At 69.3% G+C, this 15,261-nt stretch carries 17 protein-coding genes; 10 read left to right on the top strand and 7 right to left on the bottom strand.

Annotated elements, in window-relative coordinates; translation table 11 throughout:
* Positions 1-130 precede the first annotated feature (130 nt).
* Genes ACX80W_RS03145 through ACX80W_RS03155 form a run of 3 tightly spaced genes read left to right on the top strand, consistent with a single transcriptional unit; the run spans position 131 to position 3,481 of the window.
* Positions 131-1,519, top strand: coding sequence for an ABC transporter substrate-binding protein (locus ACX80W_RS03145; protein WP_459280362.1), 1,389 nt, complete (start codon positions 131-133; stop codon positions 1,517-1,519).
* A gap of 55 nt (positions 1,520-1,574) precedes the next feature.
* Positions 1,575-2,537 (top strand): carbohydrate ABC transporter permease, encoded by a 963-nt coding sequence (locus ACX80W_RS03150; protein ID WP_459280364.1) that lies wholly within the window; start codon positions 1,575-1,577, stop codon positions 2,535-2,537.
* On the top strand, positions 2,534-3,481 hold the full coding sequence (locus ACX80W_RS03155; protein ID WP_459280365.1) for a carbohydrate ABC transporter permease: 948 nt from the start codon (positions 2,534-2,536) through the stop codon (positions 3,479-3,481). The genes ACX80W_RS03150 and ACX80W_RS03155 overlap by 4 nt, the downstream gene beginning before the upstream one ends.
* Before the next feature lie 28 nt (positions 3,482-3,509).
* Here the strand turns inward: ACX80W_RS03155 and ACX80W_RS03160 are convergent, their stop codons facing one another.
* The gene (locus ACX80W_RS03160; RefSeq protein WP_459280367.1) at positions 3,510-3,950 is read right to left on the bottom strand and encodes a pyridoxamine 5'-phosphate oxidase family protein; all 441 of its coding nucleotides are present in this window, start codon (positions 3,948-3,950) and stop codon (positions 3,510-3,512) included.
* 366 nt (positions 3,951-4,316) lie between these two features.
* Between ACX80W_RS03160 and ACX80W_RS03165 the strand changes: the two genes are divergently transcribed.
* Positions 4,317-5,207, top strand: a complete 891-nt coding sequence (locus tag ACX80W_RS03165; RefSeq protein ID WP_459280369.1) for a universal stress protein — start codon at positions 4,317-4,319, stop codon at positions 5,205-5,207.
* 87 nt (positions 5,208-5,294) lie between these two features.
* Here ACX80W_RS03165 and ACX80W_RS03170 read toward each other — a convergent pair whose 3' ends face one another.
* Entirely contained in the window at positions 5,295-5,747 is a 453-nt protein-coding gene (locus tag ACX80W_RS03170) for a pyridoxamine 5'-phosphate oxidase family protein (RefSeq protein WP_459280371.1), read from the bottom strand.
* Between the two features lie 220 nt (positions 5,748-5,967).
* Here ACX80W_RS03170 and ACX80W_RS03175 point away from each other — a divergent pair, with 220 nt between their 5' ends.
* Positions 5,968-6,948, top strand: a complete 981-nt coding sequence (locus tag ACX80W_RS03175; protein ID WP_459280373.1) for a universal stress protein — start codon at positions 5,968-5,970, stop codon at positions 6,946-6,948.
* On the opposite strand, the gene ACX80W_RS03180 is transcribed toward ACX80W_RS03175, so the two are convergent.
* Positions 6,945-7,184: an NADPH-dependent FMN reductase gene (locus tag ACX80W_RS03180; protein WP_459280375.1), complete on the bottom strand. Its 240-nt coding sequence runs from the start codon at positions 7,182-7,184 to the stop codon at positions 6,945-6,947. The two genes, ACX80W_RS03175 and ACX80W_RS03180, sit on opposite strands and share 4 nt — an antisense overlap.
* 172 nt (positions 7,185-7,356) lie before the next feature.
* Here ACX80W_RS03180 and ACX80W_RS03185 point away from each other — a divergent pair, with 172 nt between their 5' ends.
* Positions 7,357-7,785, top strand: a complete 429-nt coding sequence (locus ACX80W_RS03185; protein WP_459280377.1) for a MarR family winged helix-turn-helix transcriptional regulator — start codon at positions 7,357-7,359, stop codon at positions 7,783-7,785.
* Between the two features lie 62 nt (positions 7,786-7,847).
* Here the strand turns inward: ACX80W_RS03185 and ACX80W_RS03190 are convergent, their stop codons facing one another.
* On the bottom strand, positions 7,848-8,357 hold the full coding sequence (locus ACX80W_RS03190; RefSeq protein WP_459280380.1) for a GNAT family N-acetyltransferase: 510 nt from the start codon (positions 8,355-8,357) through the stop codon (positions 7,848-7,850).
* A 101-nt stretch (positions 8,358-8,458) separates the two neighbouring features.
* Complete coding sequence (locus tag ACX80W_RS03195; protein WP_459280382.1) at positions 8,459-8,935, bottom strand: MarR family winged helix-turn-helix transcriptional regulator; 477 nt, start codon at positions 8,933-8,935, stop codon at positions 8,459-8,461.
* 60 nt (positions 8,936-8,995) lie between these two features.
* Here ACX80W_RS03195 and ACX80W_RS03200 point away from each other — a divergent pair, with 60 nt between their 5' ends.
* Positions 8,996-9,970, top strand: coding sequence for an EamA family transporter (locus ACX80W_RS03200; protein ID WP_459280384.1), 975 nt, complete (start codon positions 8,996-8,998; stop codon positions 9,968-9,970).
* 9 nt (positions 9,971-9,979) lie between these two features.
* On the top strand, positions 9,980-10,822 hold the full coding sequence (locus tag ACX80W_RS03205) for an aminoglycoside phosphotransferase/kinase family protein (RefSeq protein ID WP_459280386.1): 843 nt from the start codon (positions 9,980-9,982) through the stop codon (positions 10,820-10,822).
* Between the two features lie 216 nt (positions 10,823-11,038).
* Here ACX80W_RS03205 and ACX80W_RS03210 read toward each other — a convergent pair whose 3' ends face one another.
* Complete coding sequence (locus ACX80W_RS03210) at positions 11,039-11,872, bottom strand: alpha/beta fold hydrolase (RefSeq protein ID WP_459280387.1); 834 nt, start codon at positions 11,870-11,872, stop codon at positions 11,039-11,041.
* 96 nt (positions 11,873-11,968) lie between these two features.
* On the opposite strand from ACX80W_RS03210, the gene ACX80W_RS03215 reads away from it, so the two are divergent.
* The gene (locus tag ACX80W_RS03215) at positions 11,969-12,580 is read left to right on the top strand and encodes a TetR/AcrR family transcriptional regulator (protein WP_459280389.1); all 612 of its coding nucleotides are present in this window, start codon (positions 11,969-11,971) and stop codon (positions 12,578-12,580) included.
* 66 nt (positions 12,581-12,646) lie between these two features.
* On the opposite strand, the gene ACX80W_RS03220 is transcribed toward ACX80W_RS03215, so the two are convergent.
* Positions 12,647-13,108, bottom strand: a complete 462-nt coding sequence (locus ACX80W_RS03220; RefSeq protein ID WP_459280391.1) for a GIY-YIG nuclease family protein — start codon at positions 13,106-13,108, stop codon at positions 12,647-12,649.
* A gap of 404 nt (positions 13,109-13,512) precedes the next feature.
* On the opposite strand from ACX80W_RS03220, the gene ACX80W_RS03225 reads away from it, so the two are divergent.
* Entirely contained in the window at positions 13,513-15,249 is a 1,737-nt protein-coding gene (locus ACX80W_RS03225) for an ABC-F family ATP-binding cassette domain-containing protein (protein WP_459280392.1), read from the top strand.
* Positions 15,250-15,261 lie beyond the last annotated feature (12 nt).

Consider the following 15,261-nt stretch of genomic DNA (forward strand, 5'->3'; position numbering starts at 1 on the left):
TGATGAAGTGCAGGTGCCGGTGTTCAATGAACCCAGTGCTCCACGGTCAGTGGATCCGTCAACGACGACGGCCCTGGCGAGCACCGGCCGGGCCTTGCCTCCCGCGCCGTCCGCGACCGAAGGAGGCACGATGCTCAATCGACGACTCACCGCCGGCTCGGTGCTCATGACGGCCCTGCTCGCCGTGACGGGCTGCACCGGCTCCGGGGAAACCTCAGAGGACGACGGCACGCTGATCGTCTGGACGACTGAGGACATCACCACCCGGGTGGCGGACCAGCAGGCGATCATGGACCGCTTCACCGAAAGCACCGGCACGGAGGTTGAACTCGTCGCCATCGCCGAGGACCAGCTGGCCTCGGTCCTGTCATCCTCGGCCGCTGCGGGAGAACTGCCCGACGTCATCGGCGCGCTGTCCCTGAACGGAATGAACCAGCTCTACACCGACGGCCTGCTCGACGCCGGCGCGGCCGCCGACGTCATCGAGGAGCTGGGGGCCGATACCTTTTCGGACCGTGCACTCGAACTGACCTCCGCGGAGGGCGAGCAGCTCTCCGTGCCCAGCGACGCCTACGCTCAGCTGCTCTACTACCGGAAGGACCTCTTCGAAGAGGCGGGCCTGGAGGCCCCCGACAGCTACGAGGCCATCGAGGCCGCCGCCAAGGCGCTCGACGCCGAGGGGATGGCCGGTATCGTCGCCGCAACGGCTCCGGCCGACTCCTTCACTCAGCAGACCTTCGAACAGGTCGCCCTTGCGAACGGGTGCGAACTCGTGGACGAAGAAGGAAAGGTGACCCTGGACAGCAGCCAGTGCGAAGGCGCGTTCAGCTTCTATGCCGATCTCATCCGCGACTACTCTGTGCCGGGCAACCAGGATGCCGACACCACGCGCGCCAGCTACTTCGCCGGCGAGGCCGCGATGACGGTCTGGTCCTCATTCCTGCTGGATGAGCTGGCGGGCCTGCGCAACGATGCCCTGCCGACCTGCCCCGAATGCGGCGACAACCCCAAGTTCCTCGCCGAAAACACCGGGATCATCAGTGCGATCCAAGGCCCGGATGGCGATGAGCCAGCCGGATACGGGGAGGTCGTCTCCTGGAACATTCTCAATGACGCCTCAGCTGAGGCCACGGATCTGGTGACGTTCATGATGAGCGAGGGATACGAGGACTGGCTTGGCGTCGCCCCGGAGGGCAAGCTCCCGGTGCGCCTCGGAACCGCCGATTCTCCCACCCAATACCTTGACGCCTGGCAGTCACTCGAAGCGGGGGTGGAGACCCGGGCAGTGCTTTCCTCGATCTACCCGGCCGAGACCCTGCAGGCCTTGACTGAAAGCACCGACACCTTCAAGCGGTGGGGGATCCCGCAGGGCCAGGGGGCTCTCTCCGCGGCCGTGGGCGGTCAGTTCATCGCCCCCCAGCTGGTCGCCCAGATGGTCAGCGCGGGCAGCAGCGGTGCGGACGCCGCCGCGCAGGCCCAGGAGGAGGCCGAGGGTCTCCAGGCCGACCTGGGCCAGTAGCCAGCCGCCATCCACGCGGAGGCCACCGGCCGTCCCGCCCGCATTAAGGAGCGCCATGTCCGCAGTTCCACTCCGGCCCCTCCGGCGGCGAACACTGTCCCAACGCGATGCCCGCACCGGTATCGCCCTGATGTCGCCCACGTTGATCATCGTGCTCGCGGTGGTCGTGGTGCCGCTGCTGTGGTCGATCCTGATCGCCTTCCAGCAGCTGCGCCTGCTCGAGATCGGCACGGCCAACCCGTTCCGCGCCCTCACCCTTGCGAATTTCGAGCGGGTGTTCGCCTCCGGCGGGTTGTGGACGAGCCTGGGCACCACCCTGGTGTACACCGCCGGGTCGGTGCTGCTGTCGATCGGTATCGGGCTCCTGGCGGCGATGGCCGTCCGCCGTCCATTCCGGGGGCGGAATTTCGTCCGGGCGGCGTTCCTGCTGCCGTACGTGGCCCCCGTGGTCGCCGTGACGTTCGTATGGCGCACCATGCTCAATCCGCAGTTCGGCATTGTCAACGAGGTGGGCCAGTCCACGTTTGGATGGTCCGAACCCATCCCGTTCCTGTCCGAAGCGCAGCGCTCGATCGAGGTCCTGGGGGCGCAGTTTCCGATCCCCACTGCTTTGCTGACCGCCATCGCGTTCGAGGGCTGGCGGTACTTCCCCTTCGCGTTCCTGTTCCTCATGGCCCGGCTCGAGGCGCTGTCCTCGGAAACAGAGGAGGCGGCCCTGGTCGACGGCTGCAGCCCGCTGCAGACCTTCCGCTACATCATCCTGCCCCAGCTGATGCCGGTCATCGCGCTGCTCGCGGTGCTGCGCACCATCTGGACGTTCAACGAATTCGACGACATCTTCCTGCTGACCGGAGGAGCGGCCGGAACAGGCGTCGCCAGCGTCCGCGTCTACGAGTTCCTCACCGTCCAGCGCAACGTCGGCGCCGCCGCGGCACAGTCGCTGGTCCTGGCGATCGTCCTCGTCCTGATGCTGGCGGTCTATCTATTTCTGATGCGCAGGAGGGGAGAACGGCTGTGAGCGCACCCACCACACCCGGCACGCAGACGGACACGGCGCCCGCGCCCAACCCGCCCGAGACTCCCCGTGCACCGAGTTCCCGCCGGCACGCGATCGAAAGGCGCGCCCTGCGCATCCTGAGGTGGGTGGTGATCATCGGCCTGCTCATCGTCACCCTGCTCCCCTTCTACTACATGGTGCTGCTCTCGCTCCGGCCCATCGAGGCGCTGCTGCGCAACCCGAGCTCCCTCATCGTTCCGCCGGCGGAATTCACTCTGTCCTCCTACCAGCAGGTGCTCTCCTCGACCGCGTCCGGAGGCCAGGGCTTTGGCCGGTTCATTGCGAACAGCGCCCTGGTGGCCGTCAGCGCCGTCGTCATCTCCCTGATCGTCGCTGTCCCGGGTGCCTACGCCATCGCCCGCCTGCCGTTCTTCGGCCACCGGCAGGTGAACGCGCTGTTCCTTGCCGCGTACCTATTTCCCGCCATCGTCATGGCGATCCCGCTGTTTGTGCTCTTCACCCGCATCGGCCTGCGCGGCTCGCTGGTGGGCCTTGTCCTCGTGTACATCGCGCAGACGGTGCCCGTGGCGATCTACATGCTCCGGAACTACCTCGACACCGTGCCCGTCGCAGTGGAAGAGGCAGGACTGGTTGACGGGCTGACCCGCCTCGGAGTGCTTCGACGGATCAGCCTGCCCCTGGTCATGCCTTCCATCATGGCCACCGGACTGTTCATCTTCATGATCGCCTGGAACGAGTTCCTCTTCGCGCTGCTGTTCCTGGTCGAGCGGCGGGACAGCTGGACCGTTTCGCTGGGCCTCTCCCAGCTGTCCGGGAGCGCCGAAATTCCTACGACGGTGCTGATGGCGGGATCGGTTGTCCTGACCCTGCCGATCCTGGTCCTGTTCTTCTCCACCGAGCGGTTGCTGACGGGCGGACTCACCGCCGGCGCCGAGAAGGGCTGACCCGGGGCCGCGCCGGGGCGGCCGACGGTCAGGCGGTGCCGACCCTGCGCCCCGAAATGGCCGTGGGGCGCAGTCCCACGAACCGGGTCCGGAGGCCCGAGGCCCACGGTTCCTCCACCGCACGGCCCCACAGGGTTTTCAGCAGCGCTTCGTCCTCGACCGGTTCCGGGCTGCCCTGGGCCAGTACCGTCCAGCCGGCCATGGCCTCGGGCTGGACGGAGTCGACCTGGAACGCCGATGCCCCAAGCGGCGCACGCCCAAGCTCGCCCTCCGCGGAGGTCCGGAAGTAGATCCCGCCGGCGTGGACAAGGTAGTTCACAGGGAAGATGTAGAGCGATCCGTTTTTTGAAAACCCGATCCGGCCGGCCCGCTGCGTCGTGAGCAGGGACCAGCATTCATCCGGCGACAGTTCAGCTGACGCGTGCAGGGTGCCCGGCATTTCCCAGAATTCGTTCGCGGCGTTTTCCATCCGGTGTCCTCTCGGTGGTGAGCCTGGGGCGTGGCCCACGGCGGTGGGCTGGCCCTCCCTAGGCTACCGAGCGGGGGAGTTCCTGGGGAGCCCGAATCCCCGTCCGTTGCCGCCCCGCGCCGGCCCGGCGTTGAGGCAACCCGCCGCGCCGTGGCACCAGGGGCCGTTGGGCCCTGTGCCCGTTCCCGGTCAGATGGGACGCTCGGGGGAGCGCAGCCGCGCGGGTGCCGGGGAAGAAAGGAGGGGCCGTGACGAAGGTGTTGGAGGGCCGAGGCGGAGTAGCTCCGCCGCCGCAGTCGGTGGGGTGCGCGCCGGGGCCGGGCCGCGGCCGAATCTACCGGCGTGGATTCCCCAGGACGCCGTCCGATGGATGATCCAGCGCCGGCAGGGATGGCGCTTCCGATCGTTGTCGGGTTCGACGGTTCACCGGCCGGCCGGGCCGCCGTGGAATGGGCGGCACGGCGGGCCGGGGCTCAGGGCCACCCGGTGACCCTTGTCCATGCCGTGCATGAGTACTGGCTGACGCCGAAGTCCGAGAGCTACGGGGCGGCCATCGCCGCGGCACGGGACCTCCTCGAGGCCGGTGCGCACCTGATCACGGCGGTCGCACCGGAGGTCCACGTGCGCACCCACACCCACCGCGGAGATGTGGTGCGTGCCCTCAGCGATCTTTCGGAGGCCGCGGAGATGGTGGTGCTGGGCTCGGACAAGAACGACCCGGCGTCCGGCCAGTTGATCGGGGCGGTGAGCCAGCAGGTGGCCGTCATGAGTCTCTCCCCGGTGGCCGTCATCCCCGTCCCCGACGACGCGGCACGGGCCGGGGTGGTCGTCGGCACCGACGGGTCCCCCGAGGCGGTGCAGGCCGTCGACTGGGCTGCAGCGGAGGCCGAGCGGACCGGCGAGGACCTGCTGATCCTCACCTCCTGTGCCGTGCCGTCCTCGGAGACATGGGTGGAGCGGCCCCGGGGTGACGCCTTCCAGGCCATCGTCGAGGACCACCAGCGGCTCCTTGACCGCGCGGCCGCAATGGTCGGGGCGGACCACCCGGGGGTGCGCGTGCGCGTCCGCCTGGAGACGGTCGAACCTGCGGCCGAAGCACTGCTGCGCGAAGCATCCAGCGCCGGGCTGCTCGTGGTGGGAAGCCTCGGCCGGGGCGGGCTGCGGCGCATGCTGCTCGGATCGGTAAGCCACCGGATCCTGCTGAACCTCACCTCCCCGACGCTGGTGACCCGGCCCCGGCCCGCCGGCCGTCCGTAAGGGGTGCGGCGGCCTCCGTCCGAAGGCGCGGCCGCGGTTCGAAGGCGATGCCGCGCCTTCGGCCTCACCAGCGGGCGCCCGTGCGGCCTATTCGTCCCGCGCCGCGGTCCGCGGGACGGAGCGGGGTGCTTCCGCCACGCTGAACCTGCGTCCGGTAATGCTGTCCGGGCTCACCCGGACGAACCGGTCCTTGCGGCCCGATTCCCACGGGTGCACGGGGAGGTCGATCGTTTCGAGCAGTTCCTTCGTCGTCGAGATGGTCCGGGCGGTGCCCTTGACCACCACGCTCCAGGCCTTCGTGCCGCCGTCGTCGAGCCCGTCCGCCTCCACCGCGACAGGGGCCTCCTCCACGGCGGCACGCGCCTTGGTTCCTTCGGCGGTGCGGAAGACCACGGAGCCGTGATCGACCTGGATGTTGACCGGGAAAATCTCCGGGCGGCCCTCGGCGCACAGGGCCAGGCGGGCCACGGCAGTGCTGCGCAGGAGGCGCCAGCACTCATCGGCTGGAAGGACTTCGGTCGGCTCGGTGGCGGAATCCATGGGCCCAGCCTAGGAGCCCGGCAGCCGGTTGGACAGGGCCATCCGCCTCCCGGCAGGGGAGGAGCCACTGGGCGGTTCCGCGTTCGGTCCGGGCGGAGGGTGGGCCGGGGTGGCGGGGCCCCCTTCAGGCACGGGACCAAAGCCCCTTACCTCCGGCCGCCCGGCACCCGATGCTTGGAGGATCGATGCGGTATGCGGTGACCACGGTGCAGGAGGAACCATGGAAGATCAAGAAGGCGGGCCGGCTCCCGCGGAAAACGGTTCCACCGGAGGCAACGGCTCCGCGCGGCAGGTCCTCGTCGGTTACGACGGTTCCGAGGAGGCGGGCACGGCCGTCCGCTGGGCGGCCCGGTACGCCCAGGGCAGTTCCCTGCCGCTGACCGTGGTCCACTGCTGGATCTGGCCGCTGTTCACCCACAACCTCGGGCCGGTCCGCGGAGTCGAGGGCAGCGGACTGCGCCACGCCGCCGAGGCAACCCTCGCCGAAGGCCGGGACATCGCCGTCGACGCCGCGCCCGGCCTGGCGGTCGAAACCCGTTTGGAGACCGGCTACCCCGCCGCCGTCCTCACCACCCTGTCACGCAACGCTTCAATGGTGGTCTCCGGCAGCCGCGGGCTCGGCGGTTTCCTCGGGCTCCTGGTCGGATCCGTGAGCCTGCACCTGGCCGCCGGCGCGCACTGTCCCGTGGCGGTGATCCGCCGGGCCGAGCCCGCGGGCGCCTCGGTTGTCGCGGCCGTCGACGGTTCCGAGGAGAGCCTGGGGGCGCTGGTGCTGGCCTGCCGCATCGCCTCCCAGCAGGGCGTGGTGCTCGAGGTCGTCCATGTGGCGCAGGACCTCCCGGCCTCCCTGATCCGCCGCCGGACCGCACAGGCGCCGCAGGACGAGGGGATCCTGCGGCGGGCGGTCGAGCTGGCGCAGAGGACCGAGCCGGAGCTCACGGTCAAGGAGGTTCCGCTCACGAGCCGGTCGGTGCCCGGAAGCCTGCTCAAGCTGAACGGAGAGGCCTTCTGCCTGGTCCTTGGCGCCAAAGGCGCGGACGGCCTTGGCGTCCGCCTCGGGTCGACGGTGCACGCCGTCCTTCACCACTCGAAGGGTAACGTCATCATCTGGCGGGGGACCGAGGGCAGGGGCCCTAACCGGCGGGGCGATGCGGGGGAGGAACCGCAGTATCGGGATCCCGGCACACCCGGTGGTGCCTAGGCGGGCTGGAGGCGCAGCCGCGTAATGGCCCGGGCGATCTCGTCAAGGGCCGCGGCTGCCTGGCGGTCCGGGGCCCGGCCGTCCTTCAGCGCCCCGGCGTCGTCGAACGCCGCGTAGGCGTTGGCGAGGATCACCTGTTGCCGGAGCGGAACCATGCCGAGTTCGACGACGACCTGCCGCAGCTGTTCGACGGCGCGGATGCCGCCGCCCGGGCCGCCGTAGCCGACAAAGCCCACCGGCTTGCCGTTCCACTCGTGGTAGAGGTGGTCAAGGGCGTTCTTCAGCCCTGACGGGTTGAGCCGAGGATGATCTGCACATGTGTCACTGGGATTCCCTCTCCCGGGATGTTCAACGCTCGCATCATTGTTGAGGTTGTCAACCTTCTAATCGTCCCAGTATTGTGCGTCCATGCCTTCACGCCAGGAGTCCACCTTCGAACTCGTCAAGCTCGTCATCCGACTCGGCGAGCGCATGCGCCAGCATTACGCGCGGCGGGCGGACGAGTTCGACCTGACGCCCACGCAGGCCCAGGTGCTGCGCGAACTGACGTCGGGGCCGGCGCCGATGGGGGAGCTCGCGGTGCGGCTCTCCTGCGATGCCTCCAACATGACGGGCGTTTCGGACCGGTTGGAGTCCCGCGGCCTGCTGGAACGGCTTCCCTCGCCCGGGGATCGACGGGTCAAGATGCTCTCCCTCACCGACCACGGCCGGGAACTCCACCACGGTCTCTGGGAGCGCCTGATGGACAACTCGCCCGTCGCGGCAGGACTCACCGAATCGGAGCAGGAAACGCTGAAGATGCTGCTGCAGAAGCTGGAGCGCGCCGGCGGCGAGTGAGCTGCCCTCGAGGCGGGCGCCCCCACCGGAGGGGAGCAGCACCCGCCGGGGAGCGTCCAGGGCTATTGAACCTGAAGCTTGAAGCCACGGTGCGATGCGGTGAACCCGAGCCGCTCGTAAAAACGGTGGGCCTCCGCGCGCGCCGCATCGGAGGTGAGCTGTACGAGCGAGGCGCCCGACTCTGCTGCCGCCGTCGTAATGACCCAGCGCATCATCGCCGAGCCGATGCCGCTGGAGCGGTGGCCTCCCCGGACGCGGACCGCCTCGACCAGGAGCCGGGTGGCCCCGCGGCGGGACAGGCCCGGAATTCGGGTCAGCTGCATCATGGCCAGGACGGCGCCGCCGTCATCGACCACCAGGACGTCATTGGACGGGTCGGCGATCACTTCGTCGAGCGCTGAACGGTAGGCCTCCACGTCCGACCCGTCAGTCCGGTCACCCCTGCCGGCGCTCACCGGGTCGTCCGCGAGCAACGCCGTGAGCGCGGTGAGGTCCTCGGCGTCGGCTCGTCGCAGGGTGGGCCGCTGCGTGGGGGTGCGGAGGGCAATCGGAAGGCTCAGGGCTGCAATCACGGTCCCAGCCTTGCACGGACGTGGCGAGAAAGCCCTGCGGGGCCGGAGGCACCCCGCGGTGGCGCCATGCAGCGGTGCGCGCCGGACCGCGGACCGGAAAGCTACGCGTCGAGCTCCGCGAGCAGCGAGGCCAGCAGCGCCTGCCTGTCGGCGCTCATCCCGGCGAGTATCTCGCGCTCCGCAGCGAGGTGGTGGGGGAGGATGGCATCGACGAGACGCAGGCCCTCGCTGGTCAGCCGCACCTGTTTCCCGCGGCCATCGGCGTCATTTGGCGAGCGCGCCACAAGGCCCCGCGCTTCGAGCTTGTTCAGGCGCTGCGCGATGGCACTGGATGTCACCATGGCGCTGGCGGTCAGTTCCTTAGGGCTCAGGGAGAAGGGCGTCCCTGAGCGGCGCAGGGTGGCGAGGACATCGAACGTGGCAGCGTCGACGCCGTGCCGGGCGAAGTTGCGCGCAAGCTGCTCGTCGACCCGGCGCGCTACCCGCGAAAGCCGCCCGACCACCGCCATCGGTGCCGGGTCAAGGTCGGGGCGCTCCCGCCGCCACTGTTTTAGAAGTATTTCGACGTGATCGTCCATGTCCCCACCCTAGCTTTTAACTAAGCGCTAAGCTATCTTAGCTAAGTGCTTAGCAATCGAATGTCGATTCTTCTCCTCGCCGCCGTCGCTCCCTGTGTATGGGGAACGACCTACATGGTGGCCTCCGAACTCCTGCCGCCGGAGCGGCCATTGCTTGCCGCGGTCCTGCGGTCCCTGCCCGCCGGCCTCCTGCTGGTGATCATCGTCCGGCGGCTCCCGCGGGGGAGGTGGTGGTGGCGTTCCGCAGTGCTGGGGGCGTTGAACATCGGCGTGTTTTTCGCTTTGCTGTTCGTCTCCGCGTACCGGCTGCCCGGTGGAGTCGCGGCCACCGTGGGGGCGGTCCAGCCCATACTGGTCGCGGTCCTGGCGTCCCGCTGGACCGGGGAGAGGCTGACCGGGACCAACGTCGTAGCCGGGGTCGCCGGTTTGGTCGGAGTGGGCCTGCTGGTACTGCGGGCCGAGGCCCGCCTCGATGTGCTCGGAGTCGGCGCCGCACTCGGTGGTGCCGCGGCCATGGCCACCGGCGTCGTCCTCACCAAGAAGTGGGGTAGGCCGGACACGCTGCTGGCAGCCACGTCCTGGCAGCTCATCGCCGGTGGGCTCCTCCTGATTCCCGTCACCCTCCTGCTCGAGGGTCCGCCCCCGGCGGCACTCACCGGGGTCAACGTCACCGGCTACCTTTACCTCGGCACGATTGGGACGGCCGTGGCCTACCTTCTCTGGTTCCGAGGGATCCACCTGCTCCCGGTGACAACGACAGCCTTCCTCGGGCTGCTCAGTCCGCTCGTGGCCACGACCTGCGGGTGGGTGCTGCTGGACCAAGCCCTCACCCCCGGGCAGGGGCTCGGCGCTGCCATCATCCTCTCCACCCTCCTGATTATCGGCAGGGCGCGGCCGGCCGGATCGGAACGTGACGAGGTGGGGCGAGGGCGGACGACGCCGGCGCCGGCTGGTCTCGGCAGCCGACGCCAGCGGAAGGCAGCCGGGTTCCAGCGCGGGGCGGGCCACCTCCACACGTGGACGGGCAGTCAGTAGGATCGGGTAATGATGCCTGGCCGGTCTGTTCTAGACGCTTTCGGCGTCGAAGGAACTCCGAGGAGGCTTGAGGGCGGGAGGGGTGCCGCCTGGCGTGCGGGCTCCTTGGTGCTTAAGCCCCTGGACGTGCTCCCGCAGGAGCTTGAGTGGCTGGATGCAAGGGCAGAGGGGCGGAACGAAGCTTCACCGCTCCGGCTGTCGCTGCCCGTGCGGAGCAGAGGCGGAAACCTTATCGAGGACGGGTGGGTGGCATACGGCCACCTCGAAGGGTCCCATGAGGTCGGCACGTGGCTCGACCTGGCCGCTGTGGCCCGCGCCTTCTCCGGTCTGTTCGCCGGCGAACCCCGTCCGGCTTTCCTCGACGAGCGGGAGCATGCCTGGGCCGAGGCCGACCGGTTCGCGTGGGGCGAGTCCGACGTGGCCTATCTAGGGGGTGTCCCCTATATGGCCCGGCTGGCCGCGGCCAGGGTGCCTGTCGGAGGCGCGGCATGCATCATCCACGGCGATCTCACCGGGAATGTCCTCTTCAGCGCCGGCGAGGCGCCCGCCGTCATCGACCTGACCGTCTACTACCGTCCGGTTCCCTATGCGATCGCGATCATCGCTGTGGACGCCGTCTGTTTCGAGGGCGCTCCCTTAGCGCTCTTGGAGTCGGTGTCACCGGATGAGGACTTCCCCCAGTACCTTCTTCGTGCCTTGCTCTTCCGGATTGTCACGGATGCGCTTCGTGGACGGCCGGCACCGTCCTTCGGGGTCTACAGGAGGGCGGTGGAGCGCGTGCTTGAATTGGCCGCTTCGAGCCCGGGGACCTCGGCTGCGCTTTCTGCGCAGTCCGGGCGGGAACGGGGATAAGGCCCCCGTACGGTGGCCCGCAACGGCCCGACGGGGTCAGGCACGGATCGACCGGGGGTCGGAATTGCTGCAGCTCACCGGACGGGAGCTGAGCGCCTGGCGACTGATGCTGCTGGTAGTCCCACCTCCGGTGGGTTCGATCCTGTACGACCGGGATACGGTCAACGCGCGCGGGGCGCCGGCCCGAAGGCCGGCACCCCGAGGCGGCAGTGCCGGCTAGCCGGCCAGGAAGCGGAGCAGGACCTCGTTGATTTCGGCTCCGTGCGTCCAGAGCATGCCGTGCGGTGCGTCCTCGATCTCCACGTATTCCGCCGCGGGAAGGCGCTTGGTGAATTCCCGGGCGGTCGCATCGATCGGGAGGATGCGGTCGTCGGTCCCGTGGACGATCAGGCTCGGAACAGTGACCTTCTCGATGTCGGACCGGAAGTCGGTGAGCCAGGAGTCGACGACGGCGAAGGAAGCGTACCAGGACGAGCCGGCGGCCACGTTCCAGGCGTTGCGCAGCGCTTCCTCGCTGAGGCGGTTGCCGAGGAAGTTGTCCATGTTGAAGAAATTGTTGTAGAAGTTCGAGAACCAGGCGTAGCGGTCCTCGATGGCGGCGTTGCGGATTTCGTCGAACACGCTGGAGGGAACACCGGTGGGATTGTCATCGGTATGCAGGAGGAACGGCTCAAGGGATGCGAGGAAAGCGACCTTCGCCAGCCGGGATTCCCCATACGTGCCGACATAGCGGCCCACTTCGCCGGTGCCCATCGAGAAGCCGACCAGGACCGCGTCCCGCAGGTCGAGGGTCTCAAGGACCGTATTCAGGTCGGCTGCGAAGGTGTCGTAGTCGTAGCCCGTGGTGGGCTTGCTGGACTTTCCAAAGCCGCGCCGGTCGTAGGTGATGACCCGGTAGCCGGCGTTCAGGAGGGCAGCGGTCTGCTTCTCCCAGGAGCCTCCATCCAGGGGGTAGCCGTGAATCAGCACGACGGGCTGTCCCGTTCCATGATCTTCGTAGTAGAGCTCGATGTCCGTGCTGTTCTCGGTGCCGACCTTAATGAAACCCATATTCCTGATCCTTATCTCGAAAGTGGAGAACGGACGTTCTCACCCGGTTCCTCCACTGTATAGAACGCGCGTTCTCAATTCAAGTAGAATGGAAAGATGAATTCTTCCGAAGTCCGCTCCCGCATTGTGGCAACGGCCCATGAGCTCTATTACGCACGGGGAATCCAGGCCGTGGGAATGGACGAACTCCGCGCCGCCGCCGGCGTGTCGCTCAAGAAGCTCTACTCCGAGTTCCCCTCGAAGGGCAGCATCGTCATGGCGGTTCTCGAGTTCCGGCACCGGGCCTGGACCGAAGGGCTCGACGCCACGGTGCGCCAGGCGGCAACCCCGCGCCTGCGCCTCCTCGCAATCTTCGATTACCTGGCCCAGTGGTTCGCCGAGGATGCGTTCCGTGGCTGCGGTTTCATCAACAGCTTCGCCGAACTTGGAGCGGTGAGTCCCGAGGTGGCCGAATACGCACGGGAACACAAGGCGTCATTCCAGGACTACGTCGGGCGCCTTGCGCAGGAAGCCGGAGCGCCGCCCACCCTGGCGCCCCAGCTGTCCATCCTGGCGGAGGGGGCTCAGACCACCGCGGCCATTGCCGGCCGGCCGGATGCGGCTCTGCACGCACGGAGCGCGGCGGAGGTCCTGATCGACGCCGCACTGTCCGTCCGGGGCGGCACCGCATCATCGGAGCCGGCTTCCAGCTCGGCATCGGGCGCCTAACCCCCCCCGGAAGGGCCCAGTGGGGTCCAGCGGGCCCCGCTGGCGTCATGCGGTAAGCCCGCGCCCTCATCCGCGCCGGGCAGCCGCCTCGCCCACCCAGCGCGCATACCGCGCCCAGGGATCCTCGACGCCGGCCGCGAGCTCGCCGATGTGCCGCACCAGCGGCAGGGCGGGCGCGAACCACTCGGAGCGGCCGAGCCGCCAGGCCGCGAACTGCTCGTGCCGGCGGTGCTCCGTGAGCCGGTCCCCTCGTTCGAACGCCAGCACCTCGTCGTGCCAGAGCCGGGTCAGCCGTTGACGCGGGTTCGCCGTCGTCCCGATCTTGATCCGGTCCTGAAAGCGGATGTAGTAGACGACGTCGACCCGCGGAGGCGGAAGGTCGTCGTCAAGGATATCCCCGACGCGCCATTCGCAGGCCGCACACACCCAGCCGGAGGGGTACCGCACTCCGATCCGCGACCCGCAGGCCCGACAGGCACCGGGCATCGCGTCGGTGGTGCCCACCTCATGCTCCACCCACTCGGCCACGGCGGCCGAGTGCGCCGGACATAGTGCAAACGGGGAGTCTCCGGCGGGCCGTCCGCATGGAAGCCCGTCTCCGCCGGGCAACACGCACCGGCGGTCCTCCCGCCCCGATTCGTACATATCTTCGATCCTGCCGTCCGGGCCGGCATCTTCGCAAGGCGAAGACCGTCGGGCAGTCACAGGGCGGGCACAGGGCAGCCACCTGCCTGGCCGGGGGAGGGCCTGAGCCGGAGTCCGGGTGGTGCCGCGGCATCGGTGCTGGATTCCGCCCGAGCCCATGCAGGGCGGACCCCTTGCCTTCGACGATTACCGTGTGCCTATAGTGAGTCCATGTTCCTGTGATCCTCGTTCTTCTCCTGCGTCGGCGGCTGGTGCCCGGCGGGAGACCGCTCGACGTCGAGGACACCATGGCTACTCCTTCTTTCTCCCGCCCGACGCGCGTTGCCGCGCACCTTGGGGCGGAGGGCATCTCGATCTCGTTCGGTGCCCGGCGCGTCCTGACCGATGTCTCCTTCACGGTGGCGGCCGGCCGGACGGGCATCATCGGAGAGAACGGATCAGGCAAGACCACGCTCCTGCGCATCCTGGCGGGCGTGCTCGCACCGGACCGCGGAACCGTCTCGGTGACGCTCCCGGGCGTGGACCGGCCACGCATCGGGCTCCTGCATCAGGAACCACCCTTCGAGGCAACGGCGTCGGTTGCGGAAGCTGTCGAATCCGCCGTCGCCGGTGTCCGGGCAGCCGCCGACGCCGTGAGCGCTGCGGGCGCGGCTTTCGCACAGTCCCCCGAGGACGGGGGTGCGGCCCGGGGGTATGCCAGCGCACTGGAGGCCGCAGAGCGGGCCGGTGCCTGGGGCGTCGATGCCCGGATTGCAACCATGCTGGCAGGACTTGGCCTGGCCGACCTGCCGCCGGACCGGCCGACGGGCCGCCTCTCGGGTGGGCAGCGCTCGCGGTTGTCCCTGGCCTGGTTGCTGCTGAGCGCTCCGGACGTACTCCTGCTGGACGAGCCGACGAACCATCTTGACGACGCCGCCGCCGCGTACCTGCGCGACCTGCTCGTGTCGTGGCAGGGCCCGGTCCTCATCGCCAGCCACGACCGGGCGTTCCTCGACGAGGTGGCGACATCGCTGGTGGACCTGGATCCCGCGCCGCTGCCGCACGCCGCCGCAGGGCCGCTCGTCGGGGACGGGGACGGTACGGGCATCGGCGTCGTGCGGTTCACGGGAACCTATACCGACTATCTCCATGCCCGGTTCGACGCGCGGGAACGGTGGGAACGTCAATACCGCGACGAACAGGCGCAGCTGGGCCGGCTGCGGGCCGCCGCGCCGCGCACCTACATCGTCGGCCACGAGCGCTGGACACCGCGCTCGGAGGCCCGGGTCTCCGCGAAGTTCTACTCCGACCGGAATGCCAAGACGGTTTCCCGCCGGGTCAACGATGCGCGCGCCCGCCTTGAGGACCTTGAGGAGCGGCAGATCCGCAAACCTCCACAGCAGTTGCGTTTCCGGGGACTCACCGCCGGTGGTGGCCCGGGGGCGGGCCGGCACCGGTCCGGGACGGTCCTCAGCGCGTCGCGGGCCGCCGTCGCCGGCCGCCTTGCGGCAACGTCGCTGGCGCTCGCCGCGGGGGAGAAGTGGCTGATCACCGGGCCGAACGGGTCCGGCAAATCCACCCTGCTGCACCTGCTGGCCGGGGAACTCCTTCCCACCTCCGGAACAGTGGACGCCGCTGCGTCCCTGCGGGTCGGCCTGCTCACCCAGGACGTGGACCTGCCCGACCCGCACCGGCGCGGGAGCGGCCGCACCACGCGGCAGGCCTATGAGGACCTCTTGGGGGAGGAACGGGCCGCACGGATGCCCCTCGGTTCCTTCGGCCTCATCGCGCCGCGGGACGAGAACCGGCCCGTCGACGTCCTCAGCGTCGGCCAGCAGCGCCGGCTGGCCCTGGCCGTGCTCCTTGCGGGCCCGCCCGAGGTGCTGCTGCTCGATGAGCCCACGAACCACCTCTCGCTCTTCCTGGCGACCCAGCTCGAGGCGGCGATCCCCGGGTACCCCGGCACCGTCGTCGTCGCCTCCCACGACCGGTGGCTCCGCCGCACCTGGAAGGGGCAGCGGCTCAGCCTTCCCGCGGTGCAGTGACAGGCGGCGGCA

This window comes from Arthrobacter melezitosi (genome assembly GCF_054511055.1).

What these genes read in the sequence shown, in the direction of transcription:
- ACX80W_RS03145 (WP_459280362.1), top strand. Translation starts at nt 131, where the DNA reads ATGCTCAATCGACGACTCACCGCCGGCTCGGTGCTCATGACGGCCCTG.
- ACX80W_RS03185 (WP_459280377.1), top strand. Translation starts at nt 7,357, where the DNA reads ATGCCTTCACGCCAGGAGTCCACCTTCGAACTCGTCAAGCTCGTCATC.
- ACX80W_RS03175 (WP_459280373.1), top strand. Translation starts at nt 5,968, where the DNA reads ATGGAAGATCAAGAAGGCGGGCCGGCTCCCGCGGAAAACGGTTCCACC.
- ACX80W_RS03150 (WP_459280364.1), top strand. Translation starts at nt 1,575, where the DNA reads ATGTCCGCAGTTCCACTCCGGCCCCTCCGGCGGCGAACACTGTCCCAA.
- ACX80W_RS03205 (WP_459280386.1), top strand. Translation starts at nt 9,980, where the DNA reads ATGATGCCTGGCCGGTCTGTTCTAGACGCTTTCGGCGTCGAAGGAACT.
- ACX80W_RS03210 (WP_459280387.1), bottom strand. Translation starts at nt 11,872, where the DNA reads ATGGGTTTCATTAAGGTCGGCACCGAGAACAGCACGGACATCGAGCTC.
- ACX80W_RS03160 (WP_459280367.1), bottom strand. Translation starts at nt 3,950, where the DNA reads ATGGAAAACGCCGCGAACGAATTCTGGGAAATGCCGGGCACCCTGCAC.
- ACX80W_RS03225 (WP_459280392.1), top strand. Translation starts at nt 13,513, where the DNA reads ATGGCTACTCCTTCTTTCTCCCGCCCGACGCGCGTTGCCGCGCACCTT.
- ACX80W_RS03215 (WP_459280389.1), top strand. Translation starts at nt 11,969, where the DNA reads ATGAATTCTTCCGAAGTCCGCTCCCGCATTGTGGCAACGGCCCATGAG.
- ACX80W_RS03170 (WP_459280371.1), bottom strand. Translation starts at nt 5,747, where the DNA reads ATGGATTCCGCCACCGAGCCGACCGAAGTCCTTCCAGCCGATGAGTGC.
- ACX80W_RS03200 (WP_459280384.1), top strand. Translation starts at nt 8,996, where the DNA reads ATGTCGATTCTTCTCCTCGCCGCCGTCGCTCCCTGTGTATGGGGAACG.
- ACX80W_RS03195 (WP_459280382.1), bottom strand. Translation starts at nt 8,935, where the DNA reads ATGGACGATCACGTCGAAATACTTCTAAAACAGTGGCGGCGGGAGCGC.
- ACX80W_RS03165 (WP_459280369.1), top strand. Translation starts at nt 4,317, where the DNA reads ATGGATGATCCAGCGCCGGCAGGGATGGCGCTTCCGATCGTTGTCGGG.